Here is a 22642-nt window from a genome sequence, read left to right as displayed (position 1 = left end):
CCCCTAGCGGGAAAGGGCCGCCGCCATCACCGCTCCCCTTCCACGGGTCTCACAGGCAATCCGGCCAGGCGGCCGAGCGGCGGCGCGAGGATGAGTTGCTCCGCCTCCTCGGCGCTGACCGGTTCGGCGAAGAGATACCCCTGAGCCAACTGGCAGCCCATGGAGATCAGCAATTCCTGCTGCCTCACGTTCTCCACCCCTTCGGCGATAACCGTGAGGCCGAGGGTGTCGGCGAGATGCGTGATGCCCTCGACAAGGGCGTACTGTTCCGACGAGCGCCCGAGTTCGTCGACGAACGACTTGTCTATCTTGAGGATCGAGATGGGGAACTCACGCAGATAGCTCAGCGACGAGTAGCCCGTTCCGAAGTCGTCGATCGCGATACGGATACCGAGGTCTGTGAGCGAATTCATCTCGGCCAGGATACGTTCGTCGTTGTACATCAGCACGCTCTCGGTCAGTTCCAGTACGAGAGTCGACGGTTCGATGCCGGAGAAATCCAGGGCACGCCGGACCACGTTGTAGAACTCGTCGTCCCGGAACTGACGTGGCGACACGTTCACGCTGATGTAAGGCACGTTGCGGTCGGCCGCCCCGTCGCGCAGCACGGAGTCCTTCCACCGGACCGCCTCGGCCGCGGCCTGGTCGAGCACCCACGCGCCGAGCGGGACGATCTGCCCGCTCTCCTCGGCCAGCGTGATGAACTGCTCAGGCAACACCATGCCGCGCGTGGAGTGCGGCCAGCGAACGAGCGCCTCGAAGCCGGCGATCCGACCGCTGGCCAGCTCCACGATGGGCTGGTAAAGCACCAGGAAGGAAGTCTCGATCGTCGAACTGTCCAGGGCCTCCTGCAGATTGGCACGCTCAGCCATGCCGCTCTGCAGTTCCGGGTGGTAGTGGCGCCACTGACGCTTGCCCGCCATCTTCGCCGAGTACAGCGCGAGATCAGCGTGTGTCAGCAGTTCGACCGAGTCGATGCTGTCTTCCGTCGTCGCGACGCCGATGCTGGCGTACGTGCTCATCGGCCCCACACTGAGCCGGAACGGCTCGGCGAACACGCTCATCAGGTGTTCGGTGAACCGCTCCACGCCCTCCGTCGTGACGGAGCCCTCCACCAGCAGTGCGAACTCGTCGCCGCCGATGCGCGCGGCGGTGTCGGAGGCACGCACGGCGGTCTGCAGCCGGAGTGACAGCGCGACCAGGAGTTCGTCGCCCACACCGTGGCCGTGTATGTCGTTGATTACCTTGAAGTCGTCCACGTCGATGAAGAGCACACCGACCACCGTGCCGTCGCGCTGAGCCTGCGCCAGAGCGTGGTTGACCCGGTCCTGGAAGAGCACGCGGTTGGCCAGGTTGGTGAGCGAGTCGTGGAACGCCTGGTGGGTGAGTTCGCGTTCGAGTTTGCGCTGTTCGGTCACGTCCCGCAAGGTGAGCACCACTCCACCGACGGTCGCCTCCGACCGCAGGTCGCTCCACCTCACCTCGACCTCGATGGACGACCGGTCGGCGCGGAGCATGCGCCAGTGCTCGCGCTTGCTCTGGTACTCGCCTTTCCGTATCCGGCCGAGTGTCTCGACCACCGCGCGGCTGTCCTGCGGTGGCACCAGATCGACGAGGAGGGTGCCCTCCAGGTCCGGACCGCCGAGCACCTGGCCGGCTGAGGGGCTGGCGTAACGGACCCGGTCGTCGTCGTCGAGGATCAGGATGACCTCGGAGGCGTTCTGCACCAGCGTGCGGAAGTACATCTCGCTGTTGCGCCGGTTGACCTCCTGGGCGAGGGTGACCCGCGCGGCGGCAAGTGCTGCCTGCGCGGCGAGAGTCGCCAGCGTGTCGCGGAGCACGAGCAGGTCCTGCTCGTTCCCGGCCACGATCAGCACCCCCATCAATGGATCGCCCGAGGGGTGATCCTGCGCGGCGAGCGGGCAGACCAGCGCGTGGCGGGTGCTGGTCGGCTCCTCGTCCGAGCCCATGAGGCGGGCGGCAAGATCGGGCCCCACACCGTCGAGGCTCACCAGGCGGTTCTCGCCGGACGCGATCAGTTCCCGTACGGCCGCGGTCGCCCGCTCGGTCAGGGGCCCGCGCAGGGCGTCGTGCGCCCCGTTCACCCAGAACGTGTTGTCCGGCAGGGTGAGCAGCGCGGAACGCGGCGGCCCCTGCGACATCAGCTCCGTCACCGCGGAGTGGACGGCGGCGGCCACATCCCGCAGCTCGCCCGCTCCGCCCAGCGACGACACCGCGTTGCGCAGCACCTTCTCCCGGCCGACCGCACGCCGGTGGGTGGCCACCACCCCCGACAGGCGGTAGAGCACGAGGAGGAAGAGCACTGCGGAGAAGACCCCGATGACGCCGACGTTGGACCTGACGCCGCGCACCGCCTCCGTCAGGAGGATGGCCGGGGCGATCAGCGACGCCAGGGTGAGCAGGCTCAGCCGGCCCGTGCCGGTCTCGGCTCGCCATTGCACCGGCTGCGTCAGCCGACGCATGGACGGATGGAGCGCGGCGGCCGCCCAGGCGCCGTACAGGACGGCCCAGCCGAGTTCGACCGCGCTACCCGTGCGCCACGTTCCGTTCAGCTGGATCAGGCCGTAAAGCACGTCGGCGGTGAGCAGACCGAGGGTGCCCGCGGTGAGCAGCATGAGCGAGCGGCTCTTGCCGCCACGTCCGACGAGCAGCCGCAGCAGCATCGCCAGGACGAGGATGTCGCCGAGCGGATAGGCGATGGCGAACGCCTTCTGCCACCAGGTCAGACCCGCGGCGCGGGCGTACGGATCGATGAGGAAGAGCCACGACAGCAGAGCCAGGCCGACCGTCAGCGTCAGCGCGTCGACGAGGCTCGCCCGGTCGCGCCAACCTGTGCGCCAGTGCACGAAGCCCAACAGCCCGGCCGCATAGAGCGGATATGCGGCGAGATAGAAGCCGTCGGCGATCGACGGGAACGGGATCTCCTCGTCGAGCAACTGGATGAGGATGATCTGGGTGGCTTGGCCTGCGGCGAAGGCGAAGTTCCCCGCGGCGAGCAACAGCCAGGGGAGTCGATGCGCCGGGTGGTTGAGAAAGACACCAAGGACGATACCGATGACGCCGGTCGCTCCAATGGCGACGAAGAGCAGCCGTTTTTCCGGAAATACGTAGTAGAACGCGGTCAGCACGACGATGCATGAACTGACGGCGGCCATCGCAGCCTGGCTTCGCAGTCGCGCGTTCATCCCAACTAACCTCCTGATGGGCCACTTTTCGACCGGCTGAGCTGGGCGAACGGCACCGGGCGGCGGAGAAGCCCGTGGGAGCCGGGCTGACATATGGGGAACTCTCCGTGCGCCAGGCCGGGACTCGGCCCTGATCGCCTGTGAACACGATTTCCGGTATACACGGTCGCCGGTATACGCGGTCTGCGGTATACACGGTCGCCGGTATACACGGTCTGCGGTATACACGGTTCGCCGTTATGCGGACTCCTTCTACACCGAGACATCGACGTGTCCTTCATCCAGCGTACCGAGATTGCCATTTCCCGCACGCCCACGGAGAGATACCCACGGAGAGATACCGAGTCACCTCGCGAGAAACCACGACATGCGTGAAAATGGAGGACGCGGAAACCGGACCGGGTCCTCCCAGCGTCGATCCACTGACGGAGCGTCAAGGCCATGCTCTCCGTTCACCGCCGGACCTTCGCCCCGCAGGCAGACCGCCAGTAGTCCATGGGTAAGGAGCATGACCCGGACCATCCAGCCCGCGCCACCATCGACACCGTCGCCGACCTGAATGCCGCTCTCGAGGACGGCGTCGGCATCTCCGGGCCCGCCGCCCGCCGGGCCATCACAGCCGCCGGCACCGCACCCCAGTACACCGGCACCGTCATCACCGCCCGGCAGGCCCGCCAGATCCTCGCCAACCCCCACCTGGCCGTCTACGACAATCCCCACACGCTGCTGATGTGCGTCTACAAGCGCGACAAGCCCCTGTGCCACCGCGGCCTCAAGGACACCCCCAGCCTCGACCAGTGCGTCCCCGCCTGCGCGAACATCGCCCGCACCGATCAGCACGCCGCCGGCCTCCGGCTCCGCGCCACCGCGCTTGACCAGCAGGCAGGCCACGTCCCCGGCCCGCTGGGGCGCGCGACTGCGCGACAACGCCACCCGGCTGCGCGACCTCGCCGACGCCCACCACCGCACCCGCGCCACACTCCAGGACGGCACCGCATGAGCCCCGCACTCGAGGAACGCGACCGTATCCGCGCGGCCATGGACCGCATCCTGCAGGGGACCGCTCAGCACTCCAACGGCGCGCTGACGATCGTCGCCCTGGCCCAGGAAGCCGGCGTCCCGCGCAACGCGCTCACCCAGCGCCACCTCGACCTCAAGAACGACTTCTACGCGCAGGTCAGAGCGCGCGGACAGACGCCGCACTCCGAGATCCGTCTGCGCCAGCAGATCGTCAAACTAAAGGAGCTCCGCGCCAAGGACGCCACCGAGCTGGCCCAGCTGCGGACCGACGTCGAGCACCTCGTCCGCGCTGTGAACCAACTGACCGCGCACAACCGACAGCTGCTCCACGCCCTGTCGCAGCCCGACTCCCCGGTCCGGGCGCTGCCGACCCACCGCACCCCAGGCCGAAGCCACTGAGTCGCTGCCCGATGTCCGGTGCAGGTGGCTTCGCCGCAAAGTGCAGCTGACCAGCGGGACGAAAGGCGTACCCGGCCATTCACCGCCCGCGGGCTCGGAGGCGGGCCCGCCCTGGCGGGAGGAGCCATCCGTGGTCAGATGCGGCGGGCTGCCCAGACGGTGCGCTCGGTGCGTACCGTCAGGTCGTCGCGGCGCAGGATGCTGCGCGGGCTGCTGGTGTCGAGGAGCCGGTCCAGCGCGGTGAGGTCCTCCGAGGAGAGTCTGGCTGCGATGACGCTGCGGATGCGCTGCAGGACGCCGGTGGCGTAGCGGCCGATCGCTTCGCTGCGCGAGCCTTCGAGGTTCACGGCGATGGTGCGTTCGCCCTCGACGGTGAAGCCGGCGGCGGTCAGCATCGGGCCCCAGTCGGCGCCGCGGTGGGGCATGTGTTCGACTTGGAGGCGGTCGGCCGCGGCGCGGACGCGCTCTTCCAGGCCGGGCCGGTCCTCGGGGGCGCTTTCGGGCAGGAAGCGGGGGTGGCCGGCCAGTTCGACGACGGCGAACAGGCCGCCGGGCGCGAGCGTGTCGTGGACGGTGCGCAGTGCGCGGTCGGGGTGGGCCATGTGGTGCATCGAGGCCGATGCCCAGACCAGGTCTGGTGAGCCGAGGTCGGGCCAGGCGTCGTCGTCGAGGTCGGCCTGCACCGTGCGCACGCGCTCCTGGACGCCGCGGTCGCACGCCTTTGTGCGCAGGCGCTGCAGGTGTTCGGCGGACGCGTCGACGGCGGTGACGTGCGCGTCGGGGAAGCGGTCGAGGAGGGCGAAGGTGCCCGCGCCCGTGCCACAGCCCAGATCCGCGATGTGGTGCGGGACGGGCTGCAGCGGCAGCCATGCGGTGATGGAGGCTGTGTGCTCGGCGAGGACCTCGGCGTCCAGGTCGAGGATCTCCGCCTGGCCGTCCATTGCGTGCTCGTGGTGGTGACCGTGCGAAGCACCGTGGTGGGGGGTGTCGGTGTGTGCGTGGTTCATGCTCTTCACACAGACGGATATGCGCCTGCGGCACGAAGTGTCCCCGTTTACGCAAGGTGATGGTCGAGGGCGCTGCCCGACGCGCAAGATGTCACCGCCAGGGAAGGCCGTCGCGCGGCCTCACGGTCACTCGGGAGCGCCCTGGGTGTCGTCGCCGCTGTCGCTCTGGTGGCCGCGGCGGGCGTCGCGGTCGAAGATGCCCAGGATCTCGCAGGGCCCGCCGTCGGCGCCGATCGCGTGCGGCATCATCGTGGGGAACTCGGCGGCCTGATTGGTCTCGAGCCGGAAGCGGCGGTGGCCGAGCATGAGGATCGCCGTGCCGGACAGGACGACGAGCCATTCGCGCCCCGGGTGGGCGCGCATGCGCGCCGGGTTCTCGGGGGGCGGTTCGGTCATGCGGTGGCGCACCACGCTCATCCCTGGGTCGGCCTTGATGGTCCAGCGCATCCGGCCGTGGGTGCTGTCGATCGTTGGGCTGGTGACTACGTCGTCGGTGGCGGTCTCCACGAGCTGATCCAGCGTGGTGTCCAGGGCGCGGGCGAGGGTGACCAGCTGATCCAGTGCGAGACGGCGCTGGCCGTTCTCGATGCGGCTCAGTGAGGACTGGCTGAGGTGGGCACGGGAGGCCAATTCCTCTAGGGACCAGCCCTGCGCCACCCGCAAGGCACGGATGCGTTTGCGTACGAGGCTGTCCAGATCTCCATCTTCTTGCGTCATGAGCAACAGTGTATGCCTTTGACGCAACTCCGGCTTAACGTCGTGTGCAGATGGTCCGCAACGTCTGGGACCAGTGGACGAGGAGAGGCAGGAGGCCATGGCTGTGACAACTTCTCCATACGCGAGTGACGCACTGCCCGGTGGGACCGTCGATGCGGTGGTGATCGGCGGGGGCGTCGCGGGGCTGAATGGTGCGCTGATGCTCGCCCGCTCCCGCCGCTCGGTCGTCGTGATCGACAGCGGCTCCCCACGCAACGCGCCGGCCGAGGCCATGCACGGCTTCATCGTCCTGGACGGCACCCCGCCCCTTGAGATCCTTCAGCGAGGCCGGGAGCAGGTGCGCCAGTACGGAGGGCGCGTCGTCTTCGGTGAGGTGGCCTCGGCCGAGCCCGCCGCCCCGTCGACGGACGGGGATCTGCGGTTCACCATCACCCTGGCCGACGGACTGAGCGTGAGTGCGCGCCGGGTCCTGGTGGCCACCGGCCTGAAGGACGTGCTGCCCGAGGTCCCCGGCCTCGCCGAGCACTGGGGCCACGGTGTGGTGCACTGCCCGTACTGCCACGGCTGGGAGGTGCGCGATCAGCCCATCGGCATCCTCGCCACCGTCCCGGCCTCCATCGGCCACGCATTCCTGTTCCGGCAGCTGACCGAGGACCTGACCTACTTCAGCCACGGCACTCACCTGGATGAGGCCACCCGTGCCCGCTTCGCCGCCCGCAACATCCGCATCGTCGACACCCCGGTGCAGGAGATCGTCAACAACGAGGACGGCACCCTCGCCGGGGTACGCCTGACCCACGGCTAGGTCGTGGCCCGCCGCGTCCTCGCGGTCGCCACCCGGATGGAAGCCCGCGCCGAGGGCCTGGACGGTCTGAAGCTGCCGATGCAGGACCTGCCCGACAACATGGGCCGCGGCTTCACCTCCGGCATGGCGGGCACCACCGAGGTGCCGGGCGTGTGGGCGGCAGGCAACGCCACCGACCTTGCCGCCCAGGTCGGCGCCTCCGCAGCGGCCGGCGCCCTGGCCGGCGCCCACATCAACAGCGTGCTGGCCACCGCAGACACCGACGCGGCCCTCGCCGCAGCCCAGGGCGAAACTCCCGCCCTCTGACATCCGGCGCGGCACCGGCCGCCGCACGCCCCCGATGCGTGCGAGGCCCGGGCCCCGCCCACCCCCATCACCCGGCGACCGGCCCTGCTCCGGCGCTGACTCAGCATGCCCTTTTGAGAGGAATCCATGAGTACGAACCAGCCCGTACCGGCCACGCAGGCCGGCGGCCGGGGCGCCCCCGACGCGCGTCAGCTGCGCACGATCCTGACCACCGTCTCCATCGCCCTGATGGCGGTCATCGCCTCGGTGACCGGGCTGAACGTTGCGCAGACCCACATGGCCGTGGAATTCGCCGCCTCCCAGAGCACGGTCCTGTGGATCATCAACGTCTACACCCTCGCCCTGGCCGCGCTGCTGCTGCCGCTCGGCGCCCTGGGCGACCGCCTGGGCCGCAAGCCCGTGCTTGTCGCCGGACTGAGCGTGTTCGGCATCGCTACCATGGTCGCGGGCCTGGCCCCGACGGCGGAAGTGATGCTCGCCGCCCGCGTGGCCAGCGGCATCGGCGCCGCCATGATCATGCCGATCACGCTCGCCGTCATCACCTCCACCTTCCCCGAAGAGCAGCGCGGCAAGGCGATCGGCGTATGGACCGGTATCGCCGGAGGCGGCGGCATCCTGGGCATGTTCCTCTCCGCGCTCCTCGTCGACGTCGCCGACTGGCGCTGGCTGTTCGTCCTGCCCGCGGTCCTGGTCCTCGTGGCGCTGGCCATGATGCTGAAGTCGGTTCCCAACTCCCGCGAGACCTCGGCCCATCGATTCGACACCGTCGGCGCGCTGGTCTCCAGCTTCGCTGTGGTCGGCCTCATCTTCGTCCTGCAGGAAGGCCCCGAACGCGGCTGGACCGCGCCCGAGACGCTGATCAGCCTGACCGTCGGCCTCATCGCCACCATCGGTTTCGTCGCCTGGGAGCTGCACCGCCGCGACGCCTCCCTGCTGGACGTGCGCCTGTTCCGGGAGCGCGGACTGTCGGGCGGCTCGGTCACGCTGCTGGTGGTCTTCGGTGTCCAGGCGGGCATCGGCGTGGTCCTCTTCCCATTCTTCCAGGCCGTACTCGGCTGGTCGGGCCTACTGTCCACGGTCGCGATGATGCCCATGGCCCTCGCGATGATGATGGCCTCCGGCCTGGCCCCCAAGCTGGCCGCAGGGATCGGCGCACGCTCGACCATGGTCGTGGGCATCGCACTGGCAAGCGTCGGCATGGCGCTCATGGCGCTGTTCGTCTCCGTCAGCGGCGGCTACCTGTCCGTCCTGCCCGGCCTGCTCGCCATGGGCGTCGGCATGGGCCTGTCGATGACCCCGTCCACGGAGGCCATCACCGCCTCCCTGCCGCGCGAGAAGCAGGGCGTCGCCTCCGCCCTCAACGACGTCACCCGCGAATTCGGCACCGCACTCGGCGTCGCCCTGCTCGGCGCGCTCGTGTCCGCCGGCTACCGCAGCGCCATCGACGACAGGCTGCACGGCATCCCCCAGGGGGCCGCGGACACCGCCCGGGAAGGCGTCGCCAACGCCGTTGAGGTGGCGGGCAGCACCGGACCACACGCACCAGACGTGCTCCACGCGGCGCAGCAGTCATTCGTCGACGGCTGGCAGCAGGCCATGTGGGCAGGCTCCATCATCATGGGCGCCCTGTTCATCTACATCGCCCTCCGCGGCCCCAAGAACACATCCTCCGCGGTCGCGGATGAGACAGACCCCGCTGAGGCTGTCTCCGCCGGCTGACCGCACAAGAGCCGGGCCACAGCAAGCAGACCGCCCCGCGAACACCGCGTTCACCCCCGACCAGGAAGCCGCTGAAGTCGAGCTGCCTGTCCGGGGCCGGAAGCGTCAGAAGGCGGTTGCTGCGACTCCCCGGTGGCGCTCCAGATACGCGCGTCCTCCGGCGGTTGCTGACTGCAATAGCGACCTCCGGCACGAGCGAGGCTGCGACCGGACCAGAGGCCGGTCGAAGCCTCGCTCGTGCTGCGTGCACCATCTGACCCGCCCCTGGCCAGAGCATCCATGTGCGTTTGGGTTCAACACGCTGTACTTGACAGGGAACGGACCTGGTCCGACGAGACCACTCACGCGATCCACGAATCGCAGACCCTGCGCATCGAGCGCGTCCACGAAACCCACCCCAGCGAAGGCGCCTGGACCGTTGCCGCGTACGCGACGCCGATGTCCGAGCGCATGTGGCACCTGACCGCAACGGGCGCCGCCCCGGCCCCCATCCTCCAGACCCTGCTGAACCATCTCGCCGACGGTGACGGGTGGGACACCGCCCTGGGGAGCCCCGTGGACAGGAAGATCGTCACCGCCGCCACGAAACCCCTCACGGACGCCGGATGGAAGCACACCGTGGACGGACGCTGGCTCCGCTGGACGAACGCCTCCCAGGATGCCGGTGTCCAGTTCGACGCCTTCGCCGCCCAGCAACCGAACAGCAGCCTTGCCACCTGGACCATCTGGGCCGGCCCCACCATCGACCAGCACACCTGGACGATCCACGCCTCCCTCTACACACCCGCCCCGGTGATCGCCGACCTAGCCGAGGAACTCGCGCACGGCACCGGCACCCGACGGCTCAGCCTCAACGTCCAGCGGCAACCTCCGCGTCTCACCGCTACTGCACCGGCCATCGCGTCGACCGTCGCCAGACCGCTAGAGCGCCGAAGTCGATGACCAACACACTCGCGTGTGCGCGCTGGGCCTGGCAACCCCATTGTCGGTGATGGTCGGCACCGGCAAGGGTGCCCAGGCCGGCATCCTGATCCGCTCCGCCGAAGCCCTGGAGACCGCTCACAAGCTGGACACCGTCGTGCTGGACAAGACCGGCACCGTCACGGAAGGCAAACCCGTCCTGACCGACGTCCACACCGCTGACGGCATCACCGAGACCGAACTGCTGCGGCTGGTGGCAGCCGCCGAGGCCGACAGCGAACACCCACTGGCGCAGGCCGTCCTCGCGGGCACCCGCGACCGCGGTCTGGCCTGGCCGGCCGCGACCGGCTTCGACTCGGTCACCGGCAAAGGCGTCCGGGCCACCGTGGACGGCCACGCCGTCCTGGTCGGCACCGCCCGGCTCCTGGGCGACGTCGACATCGACACCACCACACTGGCGCCCGTCGCGGCCGACCTCTCGGCCCACGGCAAGACCCCCGTCCTCACCGCCGTCGACGGATACCCTGCCGGGGTGCTGGCCGTCGCCGACACCGTCAAGGACGACTCCGCCGCCGCGATCGCCGCCCAGGTCGGCGTCACCCGCGTACTGGCCGAGGTGCTCCCGGAGCACAAGGCGGATGAGATCCGCCGCCTGCAGGGCGAAGGCCGCACCGTCGGCATGGTCGGAGACGGCATCAACGACGCCCCCGCGCTCGCCGCCGCCGACGTCGGTCTCGCCATCGGTACCGGCACCGACGTGGCCATCGAAGCCGCCGACATCACCCTCATCTCCGGCTCCCTGACCGGCGTCGTCACCGCCATCCGGCTGTCGCGCGCCACGATGCGCAACATCCGGCAGAACCTGTTCTTCGCCTTGGTCTACAACGCCGTCGGCGTCCCTCTCGCGGCGGGCGCCCTGTACCCGTTGTGGGGCGTGCGGCTCAGTCCGATCATCGCCGCCGCCGCGATGACCCTGTCCTCCCTGTCCGTTGTGACCAACTCCTCCCGCCTGCGCCGCTGGCACACCAGCCCGCTGCCGCCCACCACACGGAACCCGTCGAATCACAGGTGGAGTCAACAGTCGACCAGGCCATGGCCCAGCCCGCCCTGGCCGGTGACGGACGGCAGGGGCACCATCCGCCGGAGTCCGGCACCGGCCACGAGCACCCGCCAGACGCGGAAGCGATGACGGTGGACCCGGTGTGCGGCATGCACCTGGACCCGGCGACCACCGCGGCCCGGCGTGACACCGAAACCGGCAGCTACTTCTTCTGCTCCACGCACTGCGCGGCCGCCTTTGACGCCGACCCGTGCCGCTACCCCGCACCGGCAGCAGGCGGGACACAGGAAGGGGGACAGAACCGATGACCACCATCGCCGACCACGCCGACACCGCGCATTCGGAACCGAGCGGGGCCTCGCGCTGTTACACCGACCACAAGGACGAGCACCTGTCCCGGCTGCACAAGGTCGAGGGCCAGGTCCGCGGTATCGCCCGCATGGTGGATCAGGACCGGTACTGCATCGACATCCTCACCCAGATCAGCGCCGTCAACCACGCTCTGCAAGAGGTCGCACTCGGCCAGCTCGACGACCACATCCGGCACTGCGTCCACGACGCGGTCCGCGCCGACGAGGCCGAAAGTGACGCCAAACTCGACGAACTCATCCTCGCCCTGCGCCGCACGCTACGGCTGTCACCGCCACCGCTACGCAAGAGCCAGGACACCCCACAGAGGTATGTTGAGAAGACAGTGAGCCCTCGCTGACAGGGCTCCCAGAGGACAAGCCCGGGCGGAGGCGATGGCGATGGCAGCACCCCGCGCCAGTGCCATCCACTGGGCACGCAGCGCCGTCATCGCCCTGCTCGCCGCGCTGGCGGTGCTGATCCACCACGAGACGGCCGCGATCACCGCCACCCCGGTGCAACACGCCGCGCATTCCCCGTATGCCGAGCCCGCCATGCCCGGCATGGTCCCCTCGTCCGCCGCCGGGTCTCATGGCTCCGCCGCCCACCGTACGCTCGACGCACCCGCCCCCGCGCACGGCCTTGATGGCAGCGCCTGCGCCAGTACCGGCATGCAGCACTGCGCCACCGCGAGTGTTGACACGGTCAAGCTCGCCGCGCCGCCGCAGGGCCATGCGAAGCAGGCGGCGAACCCGCACCAGGCCAAGCCCGGTCTCGTGCCCGCCGGGACAATCGGCCGCGCGCCGCCCGATCTGTCGGTCCTCTCCCAACTGCGCATCTAGGCCCCGCCCACGGCACCCGTGTGCCGTCCCTGCCGCGACCACATGCCAGCTCCAAGAAGAGGACCCACATCGTGAACAGCATCAACCGGCGCTCCGTCCTGCTCGCCGGACTCGGCGCTGCGGGCGCGGGCGCACTCGCCGCGTGCACCGACTCCGGCAGCACCCCCGCCCTGGTCAGCCCCTCCGGCTCCGCCATCGCCGCAGCCGAGAAGAAGCGGCCCGGCAGCGGCAGGCAGCTCAGGATCACACTCACCGCAGCGCCCGCCACGGTCGACCTCGGCGGTGGCATCAGGGCCAGGACCTGGGCCTTCGACGGCCGCACGCCCGGCAAGGAGGTCCGGCTCTCTGCCGGAGACACCCTGGCCGCCGAACTCGCGAACCAGTTGCCGGGCAGGACCACTACCTCGATCCACTGGCACGGCATCGCCCTGCGTAACGACATGGACGGCGTCCCCCCGGCGACCCAGAGCGCCGTACGGGCTGGGAGCACCTTCACCTACCGGTTCATCGCCGACACCCCCGGCACGTACTTCTTCCACCCGCACGTCGGCGTCCAGCTCGACCGCGGTCTGTACGCCCCGCTGATCATCGAGGACCCGCGCGAGCCACTTGCCTACGACGACGAATGGGTGATCGTCCTCGACGACTGGCTCGACGGCGTCACCGGTACCCCCGACGAGGTCTTCACCGAACTCACGCAGGGCATGGCCGGCATGGACATGGGCGGCGACTCCGGTTCCGCCAGCTCCGGTGCAGAGGGCCACGACATGCACAGCATGGGGAACATGAGCGGCGACGCGTCCCCGTCTGCCTCCGCCTCGTCGGGCAGGATCTCGTCGAGGTTCATGCTCATGGGTGCCGAGAGCGAGCTGCTCGGCGGCGACGCCGGGGACGTGAAATACCCCTACCACTTGGTCAACGGCCGTATTCCGGCCGACCCGGACGTCTACACCGGCAAGCCCGGCCGCAAGGTGCGCCTGAGGATCATCAACGCCGGCAGCGACACCGCCTACCGCGTCGCCCTCGGCGACCACAGGATGACGGTCACCCACACCGACGGCTTCCCCGTCCAACACCAGGAAACGGACGCGATCCTCATCGCCATGGGCGAGCGGTACGACGCACTGGTCACCCTCGGCGACGGAGTCTTCCCGCTGATCGCCCTGGCTGAGGGAAAGAACACGACCGGCCTGGCCCTCGTGCGCACCGCCTCCGGCCGCGCACCCACGGCCACCGTACGGCCGAAGGAGCTCAGCGGCACGATCATCACCGCGTCCCGGCTCCGCGCGGCCGACGAGGTACGTCTGGAGTCCGTCGCGACCGACCTCACCCACCGGATCGAACTCACCGGCGGCATGATGCACTACAACTGGGCCATCAACGGCAGGCCGTTCGACATGGCCGACCCGGACGCCAACGCGATCCTCGTCGAGGACGGCCAGCGGGTCCGGCTGGACTTCGTCAACACGACCACCATGTGGCATCCGATGCACCTGCACGGCCACACGTACCAGCTCGGCGGCTCCGGGCCCCGTAAGGACACCGCGATCGTGCTGCCCAAGAAGGAGCTGTCCGTGTTCTTCGACGCCGACAACCCCGGTCAATGGATGCTGCACTGCCACAACGCCTACCACGGCGAGGCCGGGATGATGACGAACGTCGCCTACCAGGCGTGACCCGCGTGGCTGGACGGCACGCGACACCGGTGTGCCGTCCAGCAACTGTCACCCGTGGTGCGACGGAGAGATTCCGACGCCCCTGGGCTTCATGGAGACTCAGGCGGAGTGCCAGGCCACTGGGCCAACCCAATCTCCATGCCCTGCCGTTGACTCCGGGCCTGACCGTCACAGGCCGGGGGCACCCCAGAGCGGGAACCAGCGAGTCAGGTCAGGTTCGATGCGCAAATCGTCCTTGACGATGGTCTTGACCTGGAGTTCGAGGGGGTTGTCGCGCTTCTCCCCGGGCTGGGGTGCGAAGGGGTAGAAGGTGCCGCGTTTGTAGAGGTACACGAGGGCGAGGGGGCGGAGTTCGGCGCCGTGGAAGGCGACGAGGGAGCAGAGCAGTTGGGGACCGAACCCGCTGTCCTGCAGGGCTGTGTTGACCGCGTGCAGGTCGTTGACGAGTGCCGGGAGGTCGTCGGGGTCGCGGCGGGAGAGCAGCCATGAGTAGCCGTAGTCGTCGCGGCTGAATTCCACGGGCGTGCCTCCGCGTTCGGAGTCGGCGTCCAGCAGACCCCGTACGTCCTGCTGTACTTGGGCGAAGGCACCGCCTTCGACGCTGGCGAAGCAGACCGAGCCTGTGCCGGTCGGCGTGAAGCCGATGGCCGCCTGGAGGGTGATCGCCGCCGACGGCAGGCCGAAGAGCTGGTCGAGGTCGGGCTTGACCGGCTTGCTCCGCCCCAACAGGGCATCGAGGAAACCCACAGTCGTTCAGCTCCTTCCTGTCGCTGCCTGGTGAGGGCGCCGTATGCCGGTCCGGCAGTGGGCGGCGGTCATGCCGTCTCGCCCAGCTCGGCTGAAATCTCGGCGAGTGCCTCCAGACGCCGCTCCAGGCTGGGGTGAGTGGAGAACAGATTGGCCACCGTGGTGCCGGGCCCGAGGGCTGGGGTGAAGAAGAACGCGTTGAACGCCTGGGCGGTGCGCAGGTCCTGAGTGGGGATACGGGCGATGTCGCCGGTGACCTTGGTCAGTGCCGAGGCCAGTGCGGAGGGCCGCGCGGTGAGCATGGCTCCGGCGCGGTCGGCGGCCAGTTCGCGATAGCGGGACAGGGCCCGGATCAGCAGGAAGCTGATCGCGTAGACCAGTGCGGAGACCCCCATGACAAGCGCGAGCGCCGCCGCGGTGTTCTGGTCGCGGTTGCGCCCGCCGAACAGCTGGGAGTAGAAGGCGAAGCGGACGATGAGGCCCGCGATCACTCCCAGGAACGAGGCGATGGTGATCACCGCGACGTCGCGGTGCGCGACGTGGGACAGCTCGTGGGCGAGGACGCCTTCGAGCTCGGCGGGCTCCAGGCGGCGCTGGAGCCCGGTGGTGACGCAGACGACGGCGTGGTCGGCGTTGCGGCCGGTGGCGAACGCGTTGGGCAGATCCATCCGGGAGACGGCCACCCGTGGTTTGGGCATGTCCGCGGCTGCGCACAGCCGGTCGATGACGCCGTGCAGCTGGGGTGCTTCCTCCCTGGTGACGAGGCGGCCGTGCATGGCGTACAGGGCGATCCGGTCGGAGTACCAGTACTGCGCGACCAGCAGCCCGGCGGCGATGACGACGACCAGGACGACAGACTTGAGCAACACGATCAGCACCGCGACGAACGCCACGTACAGCAGCCCGAGCAAAAACATCGTGACCAGCATCCGGGCGGTGAGCTGCCGGTCGGGCTCGAATCGGCTGCGCATCGCCATCACCCCGGGATCAAGCCCTCGTCGGAGAGCAGCGCCCGCACCTGCGTGAGGCTGGTGTCCTCGTCGGGCAGCACCAGGTCGGACGGCGTGATCCTCTCGTCCGGCAGGGGCGTGCCGAGGCTGCGTACCGCGTCCAGCAGGGCAGACAAGGCGGTGGTGAACGCCGTCTCGTCGCCTGCGTCGGCTGCCGACTGCAGGGCGGCGTCCAGCTCGTTGAGCCGGTCGAGGTGTTCGTCGGTGATCTCGTACTGGCCTTCACCGAGAATCCGCATGATCATGATGTCGCCTCCGGGTCCCGCGGGCCCTGCTCAGCGCTCTTGGCTTCTACGGCCGGCGGGGTGGCGGACGCGGGAAGCTGGGCTTTCATCCGGGCCAGCTCCTCGTCCACGTCCTGGCCCGCGGTGACGCGTTCGAGTTCGGCCTGGATGTCGTCGCCGCCGGCAGGGAGGGTGGCGTCCTCCAGGGCACCGGAGGCGAGTAGTTCGTCCAACGCACCGGCCCGGGCCTGCAGTTGTTCGGTCTTGTCCTCGGCGCGCTGCATGGCCATGCCGACATCACCCATCTCCTCGCCGATACCGGTGACGGCCTCGGTGATGCGGGTCTGGGCCTCGGCCGCGGTGTAGCGGGCCTTGATGGTCTCCTTGCTGGTGCGGAAGGTCTCCACCTTCGCCTGGAGGCGCTGGGAGGCCAGGGTGAGTTTCTCCTCCTCGGCCTGCAGCGTTGCCTGCTGGGTCTGAAGGTCCGTGAGCTGGGAGGCCACGGCGGTGCGCCTGCTCAGGGCTTCGCGGGCGAGATCCTCGCGTCCGGCTCCGAGCGCCTGTTGGGCCTGTCCCTCCAGCTTGCCGCTGGACTGGCGCAACTGGTTGATCTGCAGGTCGATGCGCTTGCGGCTGGTGGCCACGTCCGCCACACCACGTCGTACCTTCTGCAGCAATTCCTGCTGCTGGGCATAGGAGTAGTCCAGTACCTCCCGCGGGTCTTCGGCCTTGTCCAGGGCCTTGTTCGCCTTCGTCCGGAAGAGGGTGGCTATGCGGTGGGCGATGCTGGTCATAGCGGCCTGCCTCCTCTTCGACAGGTGAGGAATCAGCCAGTCCAGTCATGTCTGCGGGACACTTCCAGACTCCGGCGGCGTGGTCCGGGCCGCAACCCCCGTCCCGCGTCCGAGAGCACGGCTGCAACGGCAGCAGGCATGGAGAACACCGCACCCCCATCCTGCGCCGCCGAAGGAGTGGTGGGCGGGCGGCCCGGCTGGTCGGGAACAGACGGCGGCCTCTCACCATCGCGAGCAAGGGCTGCTACGGCGGCCCTCAGCCTTCGCCACCCGGTTGCGGTCGTGCCTCTCCCGCTCGCGCCTGCGGGCAGATGATGGAGGTGAACCGCAAAGGGAGGTGATCGGCGATGCCACCGCACTGTGATTCTCTCGACGGTCCCGTCGTCACGGCCGCACGCAAAGCCCTGGAAGGAAGGGATGTCGACCAGGTCCTGCCCTACGTATCTGAGGAAGGGGAACCAGAGGTACGTGAGGCGTTCAGTCTCACGGCCAGGGCACGTACGCGCGGCCGGGAGGCCCAGGAAGTGGCCGACCGTTGGTTCTTCGAGACGGTGGTCCGCGTACACCGCTCGGGAGAAGGCGCTCCCTTCACGGGACTGAAGCCGGCCGGGCTCGATGTCGGGCCGGTGATCCCGGCTGCCGAGCGTGCCCTCGACGCCGGCTCCGCGGACGAACTGACCGGGGTGCTCTGCGGGATCATCCGTGAGCAGGTGGAAGAGCGTCACGGCCGCGCCATGGCGCTCAAGGAGCATGTCGCTGAGGGGGTGGATGCCGCCCGCGAGTTCGTGGAGGCCAGTCTCGGCCTGCAGGTGTGGTCGCACCACGTCTACAAACAGGCGATCGCCGTCCCGCACGCATCAACCCGGTGCTCGTAAGGAAACGGACAGTCTGGGCCACCCGCCATTACGATCCCCGGCGCGGAGGACGGCGCGCGTATCGCCTGTTTCCCCGCGCATCCGCACGAGGTCGGTCCGCGGTTGCGGTGCCACGGCGTCCTCCTCGCATTCATGCCGTCGCACTGACGCGCGTGCGCAGGTTGTGGAACTGGCGGGTTTGCATGATCAGGTGGGCGGGTTCCCAGAACAGGATGTCTATGGTCCGGGTGAGGGGCCGTGGGCGGCTGCGACCCCTCGCGCGGACAATAAGCCGGGTCCTTCCGCCGGGCTCCGGCCGGAGGTGGAAACCCCAGATCGAGTCGATGTACGCCCTGGGCAGCGGCTCGTACCGCACGTCGAAGGGGCGTCCCGAGGGGAGTTTCGTCTGCGAGCGCAGCACCAGGGTCCGCTCCGGTTCCAGGACCGCGACGGTGAACCAGGCATCGCCGCTCGGCAGGGAGTCCAGGTGCTGGTCCAGCTCCAGGAGCTGCCACTCCGGGACGATGCGTTCCGCGCTCGGGCGCCCGCCATTGTCCAGGCGGTCCCAGCTGTACCAGCCGCCGCGGTTGCAGCCCATCTGTGCCAGCCAGGGCCAGATCTCTTCGGGCGGCGCCGGCAGGGTCGTGGCCATGGTCGAGGTGCCGTGCGCATCGGGGATGAGGCCATCGCCGGGGAGGTCACGGGCGGCTTCGTCGGGTGTCGTGCCCCAGGTCAGCACCCGTGGCCGCAGGAAGACGCCGTACAGGGCCAGGGCGGCGGCCGCCACACCGAATGGACGTCGCCCGGCCGCGAGCCGGTGCTCGCTCATGTCTTCAGCGTCGCAGCTCCGCATCGGTCCCACCACGCACGGCATGTTGTTGGCTCCCAGGTCAGTCGGCGGGAGTCAGGACGGTGGGCGGGCCGGCGGTGACACCGCCGTCCAGGACGAACTCCACGCCGGTCGAGAAGGTGGCGTCGGCGGCGATGAAGAGGACCATGCGGGCGACCTCCTCGGGCTCGCCGAACCGTGGGAGGGGTTGTCCGGCGGTGAACGAGTCGTCGAAGTCGGCCGTCATCGCGGTACGCACCGCACCGGGGTGGACCGAGCAGACGCGGATCCCGTCCGGGGCCAGTTCCAGAGCCGCGGCCTTGGTCAGCCCGCGCAATGCCCACTTGCTGGTCACATAGGCTCCGATGCCGGCGTAGCCGGTGATGCCGGCGATCGAGGAGATGTTCACGATCACGCCTCCGCCGGCGCGACGAAGTGATGGTGCAGCCGTACGCATGCCCAGCCAGGCGCCCTGGACGTTGACGTCGATGACCCTCCGGAAGGATTCGAGGCTCTGTTCCTCGATGGTCCCCCACTCAAGAATCCCGGCGTTGTTGACCAGCACCGAGACCGGGCCGAGGTCCCGCTCCGTCTCCGCGACCACCGTCTGCCAGCCGCCCTCGGTGCTGACGTCCAGGTGCGCGTAGCGGGCCGGGCCACCGAGTTCCGCCGCCAGCTTCTCCCCCTCGGCGTCGAGGACATCGGCGACCACCACGGTCGCGCCCTCGGACGCGAACAGACGTGCCACAGCGGCGCCGATCCCCCTGGCTCCGCCGGTGACGATCGCCACCTGCTCGTTGAGACGTCCCATCATGACCTCCTGAACCCATGCCTCGACGAAGATGTCCATGTGCGCCATCAGCCGCGACCGACTCGGCATGACGGCATGACACGTGCGGTCTCAGGGGCCGCAGGCCGACGGACAATGGGTCGGTCAAGGGGCCGCGCAGATGACCTCGACGAAATGGCCCACCTGGGCCTCGGGCAGGTGACGTGCGAGGTCGGCCTCGCTGATCATGCCGACGAGGCGATGGTCGTCGATCACCGGCAGCCGACGGATCCTGTGCTCTTCCATGGCATGAAGGACCTGGCCGGCATCGGCCTCGGCGTCGATGGTGATCGGCTTGCCCTGTTCGAGCTGGCCCGCGGTCACGGTCCTGGGGTCCTTGCCCCTGGCGAGACACTTCACGACGATGTCACGGTCGGTGATGATCCCGTGGAGCCGGTCGTCCTCCCCGCAGATCGGGAGGGCTCCGACGTTCAGTTCCTTCATCCTGCGCGCCGCGGCCTCCAGTGTCTCGTTCTCCTGGATGCAGGTGGCGCCGCCGTGCATGATCTCCCGGGCAGTGGTCATGGTCGTCTCCTTCGAGCGTCGCTGTCCACGTGGGAAGAGTCCCCAGAGCCTGGCGCACCTGGCCGGTGCTCCTCCAGACCAGTGTGAGTTCCTCACCTCCCGTGCGCATGCCGGGAAGGCGCCCACGTCACTCAACGTCCCTTGACCGCCGGCAGGCCCACGCGCGGCGGGCGTTGCGGTCTCAGTCGCGCTTGGAGACGCATGACGACATGGCCGAGGCCGGACAGGACGCAGGCGATCGCCAGGTCGGTGAGCGCGAGCGGCTCCGTACCCAACAGGTCTTGCAGAGGCGGCAGATAGACACCGGCCGCCTGGAGGCTCAGTGCCACTGCCACGGCGACCAGCAGGAACGGGTTGGCCAGGGTGCCCGGGCGGGCCCGGGAGCCGAGTGCCACGCCGAGCTGGGTCGCCCCGAGCACCAGAAACATCATGGACTGCCAGGGACGTCCGGTCTCCCGGGCCCAGACGCCGGCTACGAGGGTCACCGTGGCGACGAAGGTCCCCATGAACAGGATCCGCGGCCACAGGCCGGCCCCCAGCACGCTCTCTTCGGGAGGCCGGGGTGCGTGGCGCATCGTGTGCGGGTCGACGGGTTCCGCGCCGAGAGCGACACCGGGCAGGCCGTGCGTGAGCAGGTTGATCCACAGGATCTGCGCGGGCAGCAGCGGCAGCGGCATCCCCAGGAAGGGGCCGAGGAGCATCACCAGGATCTCCGCGGTGCCCCCGGCGAGCGCGTAGAGCAGGAACCGGCGCACGTTCGCGTAGACCCGGCGTCCCTCCTCGACGGCCGCCACGATCGTGGCCGGGTTGTCGTCGGCGAGCACCAGATCGGCTGCCTGTCGTGCGACCTCGGTGCCCCGCCGGCCCATGGCGACGCCGATGTCGGCCTGACGCAGGGCCGGGCCGTCGTTGACGCCGTCCCCCGTCATCGCCACCACGTGCCCGGCCCCGCGCCACGCCTGGACGATGTCCAGCTTCTGCTCGGGAGTGGTCCGGGCGTAGACGCGTACGTCCGTCAGATCGCCTGCTGTGCCTGCCCGGATCCGGTCCCCTGTGGTGACCTCGTCGTCCCGGGTGGCGATGCTGAGGCGCCCGGCCACGGCCCGCGCGGTCAGCGGGTGGTCGCCTGTGATGAGTACGGGGACGATGCCGGCACGTCTGCAGGCGGTGATCGTCGGCTCGGACGCGCTGCGGGGCGGGTCCAGGATGCCGACGAGGCCGAGGAGCGACAAGCCCGATTCCCAGGTCGGGGGTCGCTGGGCCGTGTCCTCGTGGTCGGCCGAGGCGACGGCGAGCACCCGGTATCCATGGCGCGCCAACGCCTCCGCGTGGGCGGCCGCGCGGGCGACCGCCTCAGGGCGGTCGGCCAGAATCTGCGGCCGGAGCACGGATTCCGGCGCTCCTTTGCACGCGATGCGCACCCCGCCGTCCGGGCGGCGGTGCACGGTCGTCATGCGCTTGCGGGTGCTGTCGAAGGGAATTTCCTCCAGGCGCGGCAGTTCGCGGTCCAGTGCCGCCCGGTCCAGCCCGAGGCGGGCCCCGGCCACCAGCAGGGCGGCCTCGGTGGGATCGCCGAGCGCGCTCCACTCCGGGGAGTGGTGCGACGGGGGCTCCAGCGCCGCGTCGTTGCACAGCATCGCGACGCTCAGCAGCGCCGCCAGGTCGGGAGCGTCACCCGCGGTCACCGCCTCGCCGTCTCGGACGACCCGGCCCTCGGGTTCGTAGCCGGTCCCCACGACCGATGCCTCGCCGAGTGACGTCCACAGTTGCTCGGCCGCCATCCGGCCCTCGGTCAGGGTGCCCGTCTTGTCGGTGGCGATCACAGTCACCGAGCCCAGGGTCTCCACCGCGGGCAGCCTGCGGACGATGGCGTGCCGGTCCGCCATCCGCCGTGCTCCCAGCGCCAGAGCGAGCGTCACCACGGCGGGAAGCGACTCCGGAACGGCGGCGACGGCGAGGCTGATCGCCGCCACGATCATCAGCTCAACGGGCTGGCCGCGCACCAGCCCGAGAGCGAGTACGACCGCGCACAGCGCCACGGTGACAGCCGCCAGCGTCCGGCCGAACCTCGCCAGCCGGTGCTGCAGCGGGGTGAGGCCGGGCGCGCCGCCCATCAGGGAGGCGATCCGGCCGAGCGCGCTGTCGGCCCCGGTCGCGGTCACCACGACCCGTCCGTGGCCGCGGACGACGACCGTGCCCGCCGACACCGCCCCGCGCGCCTGGTCACTGTCGGGGACCTTCTCCACCGGAACGGACTCGCCCGTCAGTGACGACTCGTCCACCAGCAGCGACGCCGTGACGAGCACGTCCCCGTCCGCGGGGACGATGTCCCCCTCGGCCACCAGCACCACATCGCCCGGCACCACCCCGGCTGCCGCGACGGAGCGCTCCTCACCGTCCCGCACCACCCTGGCGGCGGGGGCACTCATGGCGGACAGGGCCATCACCGCCTCTTCCGCCCGTACCTCTTGAACGACGCCGACCACCGTGTTCACCGCGATCACGAGCAGGATCACAGCGGCGTCGGAGAGATCGCCGGTGGCGATCGTCAGGGCGGCAGCGACGAGCAGGACGAGGATCAGCGGGTCGCGCAGCTGCTGCAGCACCCGCCGCCACACCGGGGTCCGCGGCTCCGAGGGGATCTCGTTGGGCCCGTGGAGCGCCAGCCGCCGCGCGGCCTCGTCCGACGACAGCCCCATGGCGGAAGGCGTGTCCGGGAGCCGGTCGACCTCCGCGGCGGGCCTCCGGCTGCCTTCTCGCCGGTTCACGTCCGTGGCGGAGCCGCGTCCGGACGGCTCCGTGCA

At 69.7% G+C, this 22642-nt stretch carries 20 protein-coding genes and 1 pseudogene; 10 read left to right on the top strand and 11 right to left on the bottom strand.

Going from position 1 to position 22642, the window contains the following annotated elements:
- Positions 1–26: 26 nt before the first annotated feature.
- The gene (locus ACWBNA_RS10095; RefSeq protein ID WP_482703911.1) at positions 27–3299 is read right to left on the bottom strand and encodes an EAL domain-containing protein; all 3273 of its coding nucleotides are present in this window, start codon (positions 3297–3299) and stop codon (positions 27–29) included.
- Between the two features lie 402 nt (positions 3300–3701).
- On the opposite strand from ACWBNA_RS10095, the gene ACWBNA_RS10090 reads away from it, so the two are divergent.
- Positions 3702–4625, top strand: coding sequence for a hypothetical protein (locus ACWBNA_RS10090; protein ID WP_482703910.1), 924 nt, complete (start codon positions 3702–3704; stop codon positions 4623–4625).
- A 134-nt stretch (positions 4626–4759) separates the two neighbouring features.
- On the opposite strand, the gene ACWBNA_RS10085 is transcribed toward ACWBNA_RS10090, so the two are convergent.
- Both ACWBNA_RS10085 and ACWBNA_RS10080 read right to left on the bottom strand, forming a co-directional pair.
- Entirely contained in the window at positions 4760–5632 is an 873-nt protein-coding gene (locus tag ACWBNA_RS10085; RefSeq protein ID WP_482703909.1) for a class I SAM-dependent methyltransferase, read from the bottom strand.
- A gap of 126 nt (positions 5633–5758) precedes the next feature.
- Entirely contained in the window at positions 5759–6349 is a 591-nt protein-coding gene (locus ACWBNA_RS10080) for a helix-turn-helix domain-containing protein (protein ID WP_482703908.1), read from the bottom strand.
- Between the two features lie 97 nt (positions 6350–6446).
- Between ACWBNA_RS10080 and ACWBNA_RS10075 the strand changes: the two are divergent.
- From ACWBNA_RS10075 to ACWBNA_RS10040, 8 genes and pseudogenes are all read left to right on the top strand, one after another.
- Positions 6447–7460, top strand: a pseudogene (locus ACWBNA_RS10075) (NAD(P)/FAD-dependent oxidoreductase).
- Between the two features lie 126 nt (positions 7461–7586).
- Positions 7587–9179, top strand: coding sequence for an MFS transporter (locus ACWBNA_RS10070; protein ID WP_482703907.1), 1593 nt, complete (start codon positions 7587–7589; stop codon positions 9177–9179).
- Between the two features lie 279 nt (positions 9180–9458).
- Positions 9459–10121, top strand: coding sequence for an SPDY domain-containing protein (locus ACWBNA_RS10065; RefSeq protein WP_482703906.1), 663 nt, complete (start codon positions 9459–9461; stop codon positions 10119–10121).
- 49 nt (positions 10122–10170) lie between these two features.
- Positions 10171–11289 carry an HAD-IC family P-type ATPase gene (locus tag ACWBNA_RS10060; protein WP_482703982.1) on the top strand — a complete coding sequence of 373 codons (1119 nt, stop codon included), beginning with the start codon at positions 10171–10173 and terminating at the stop codon, positions 11287–11289.
- Positions 11193–11468 carry a YHS domain-containing protein gene (locus ACWBNA_RS10055; RefSeq protein ID WP_482703905.1) on the top strand — a complete coding sequence of 92 codons (276 nt, stop codon included), beginning with the start codon at positions 11193–11195 and terminating at the stop codon, positions 11466–11468. The genes ACWBNA_RS10060 and ACWBNA_RS10055 overlap by 97 nt, the downstream gene beginning before the upstream one ends.
- The gene (locus ACWBNA_RS10050; protein ID WP_482703904.1) at positions 11465–11869 is read left to right on the top strand and encodes a metal-sensitive transcriptional regulator; all 405 of its coding nucleotides are present in this window, start codon (positions 11465–11467) and stop codon (positions 11867–11869) included. The genes ACWBNA_RS10055 and ACWBNA_RS10050 overlap by 4 nt, the downstream gene beginning before the upstream one ends.
- 40 nt (positions 11870–11909) lie before the next feature.
- A complete protein-coding gene (locus ACWBNA_RS10045) occupies positions 11910–12350 on the top strand; it encodes a hypothetical protein (RefSeq protein WP_482703902.1) in 441 nt (146 codons plus the stop codon).
- Between the two features lie 71 nt (positions 12351–12421).
- Positions 12422–14026 carry a multicopper oxidase family protein gene (locus ACWBNA_RS10040; protein WP_482703901.1) on the top strand — a complete coding sequence of 535 codons (1605 nt, stop codon included), beginning with the start codon at positions 12422–12424 and terminating at the stop codon, positions 14024–14026.
- Positions 14027–14194: 168 nt separating this feature from the next.
- Here ACWBNA_RS10040 and pspAB read toward each other — a convergent pair whose 3' ends face one another.
- From pspAB to ACWBNA_RS10020, 4 genes are all read right to left on the bottom strand, one after another.
- Positions 14195–14773, bottom strand: a complete 579-nt coding sequence (gene pspAB / locus ACWBNA_RS10035) for a PspA-associated protein PspAB (RefSeq protein ID WP_482703900.1) — start codon at positions 14771–14773, stop codon at positions 14195–14197.
- Positions 14774–14841: 68 nt separating this feature from the next.
- Complete coding sequence (gene htpX, locus ACWBNA_RS10030) at positions 14842–15744, bottom strand: zinc metalloprotease HtpX (RefSeq protein WP_482703899.1); 903 nt, start codon at positions 15742–15744, stop codon at positions 14842–14844.
- Between the two features lie 5 nt (positions 15745–15749).
- A complete protein-coding gene (gene pspAA, locus ACWBNA_RS10025) occupies positions 15750–16028 on the bottom strand; it encodes a PspA-associated protein PspAA (RefSeq protein ID WP_482703898.1) in 279 nt (92 codons plus the stop codon).
- Positions 16025–16801, bottom strand: a complete 777-nt coding sequence (locus ACWBNA_RS10020) for a PspA/IM30 family protein (RefSeq protein ID WP_482703897.1) — start codon at positions 16799–16801, stop codon at positions 16025–16027. The genes pspAA and ACWBNA_RS10020 overlap by 4 nt, the downstream gene beginning before the upstream one ends.
- A 347-nt stretch (positions 16802–17148) precedes the next feature.
- On the opposite strand from ACWBNA_RS10020, the gene ACWBNA_RS10015 reads away from it, so the two are divergent.
- Complete coding sequence (locus ACWBNA_RS10015) at positions 17149–17676, top strand: DUF6448 family protein (protein ID WP_482703896.1); 528 nt, start codon at positions 17149–17151, stop codon at positions 17674–17676.
- Between the two features lie 130 nt (positions 17677–17806).
- On the opposite strand, the gene ACWBNA_RS10010 is transcribed toward ACWBNA_RS10015, so the two are convergent.
- From ACWBNA_RS10010 to ACWBNA_RS09995, 4 genes are all read right to left on the bottom strand, one after another.
- Entirely contained in the window at positions 17807–18484 is a 678-nt protein-coding gene (locus tag ACWBNA_RS10010) for a hypothetical protein (RefSeq protein ID WP_482703895.1), read from the bottom strand.
- A gap of 61 nt (positions 18485–18545) precedes the next feature.
- Positions 18546–19295 (bottom strand): glucose 1-dehydrogenase, encoded by a 750-nt coding sequence (locus ACWBNA_RS10005; RefSeq protein ID WP_482703981.1) that lies wholly within the window; start codon positions 19293–19295, stop codon positions 18546–18548.
- A 123-nt stretch (positions 19296–19418) separates the two neighbouring features.
- The gene (locus ACWBNA_RS10000; RefSeq protein ID WP_482703894.1) at positions 19419–19838 is read right to left on the bottom strand and encodes a CBS domain-containing protein; all 420 of its coding nucleotides are present in this window, start codon (positions 19836–19838) and stop codon (positions 19419–19421) included.
- 131 nt (positions 19839–19969) lie between these two features.
- Complete coding sequence (locus tag ACWBNA_RS09995) at positions 19970–22606, bottom strand: cation-translocating P-type ATPase (protein ID WP_482703893.1); 2637 nt, start codon at positions 22604–22606, stop codon at positions 19970–19972.
- Positions 22607–22642 lie beyond the last annotated feature (36 nt).

Source organism: Streptomyces sp. Q2, from assembly GCF_056820935.1.
Note: the sequence above shows the minus strand (reverse complement) of the source record. Positions and strands in the feature narration are given on the sequence as shown.

Coding starts and splice junctions, on each gene's coding strand:
- pspAA (WP_482703898.1), bottom strand. CDS start 16,028: ATGATCATGCGGATTCTCGGTGAAGGCCAGTACGAGATCACCGACGAA.
- ACWBNA_RS10020 (WP_482703897.1), bottom strand. CDS start 16,801: ATGACCAGCATCGCCCACCGCATAGCCACCCTCTTCCGGACGAAGGCG.
- htpX (WP_482703899.1), bottom strand. CDS start 15,744: ATGCGCAGCCGATTCGAGCCCGACCGGCAGCTCACCGCCCGGATGCTG.
- ACWBNA_RS10045 (WP_482703902.1), top strand. CDS start 11,910: ATGGCAGCACCCCGCGCCAGTGCCATCCACTGGGCACGCAGCGCCGTC.
- ACWBNA_RS10060 (WP_482703982.1), top strand. CDS start 10,171: ATGGTCGGCACCGGCAAGGGTGCCCAGGCCGGCATCCTGATCCGCTCC.
- ACWBNA_RS10005 (WP_482703981.1), bottom strand. CDS start 19,295: ATGGGACGTCTCAACGAGCAGGTGGCGATCGTCACCGGCGGAGCCAGG.
- ACWBNA_RS10070 (WP_482703907.1), top strand. CDS start 7,587: ATGAGTACGAACCAGCCCGTACCGGCCACGCAGGCCGGCGGCCGGGGC.
- ACWBNA_RS10095 (WP_482703911.1), bottom strand. CDS start 3,299: ATGTCAGCCCGGCTCCCACGGGCTTCTCCGCCGCCCGGTGCCGTTCGC.
- ACWBNA_RS10080 (WP_482703908.1), bottom strand. CDS start 6,349: ATGACGCAAGAAGATGGAGATCTGGACAGCCTCGTACGCAAACGCATC.
- ACWBNA_RS10050 (WP_482703904.1), top strand. CDS start 11,465: ATGACCACCATCGCCGACCACGCCGACACCGCGCATTCGGAACCGAGC.
- ACWBNA_RS10055 (WP_482703905.1), top strand. CDS start 11,193: ATGGCCCAGCCCGCCCTGGCCGGTGACGGACGGCAGGGGCACCATCCG.
- ACWBNA_RS10090 (WP_482703910.1), top strand. CDS start 3,702: ATGGGTAAGGAGCATGACCCGGACCATCCAGCCCGCGCCACCATCGAC.
- ACWBNA_RS10000 (WP_482703894.1), bottom strand. CDS start 19,838: ATGACCACTGCCCGGGAGATCATGCACGGCGGCGCCACCTGCATCCAG.
- ACWBNA_RS10065 (WP_482703906.1), top strand. CDS start 9,459: ATGTGCGTTTGGGTTCAACACGCTGTACTTGACAGGGAACGGACCTGG.
- ACWBNA_RS10015 (WP_482703896.1), top strand. CDS start 17,149: ATGCCACCGCACTGTGATTCTCTCGACGGTCCCGTCGTCACGGCCGCA.
- ACWBNA_RS10085 (WP_482703909.1), bottom strand. CDS start 5,632: ATGAACCACGCACACACCGACACCCCCCACCACGGTGCTTCGCACGGT.
- ACWBNA_RS10010 (WP_482703895.1), bottom strand. CDS start 18,484: ATGAGCGAGCACCGGCTCGCGGCCGGGCGACGTCCATTCGGTGTGGCG.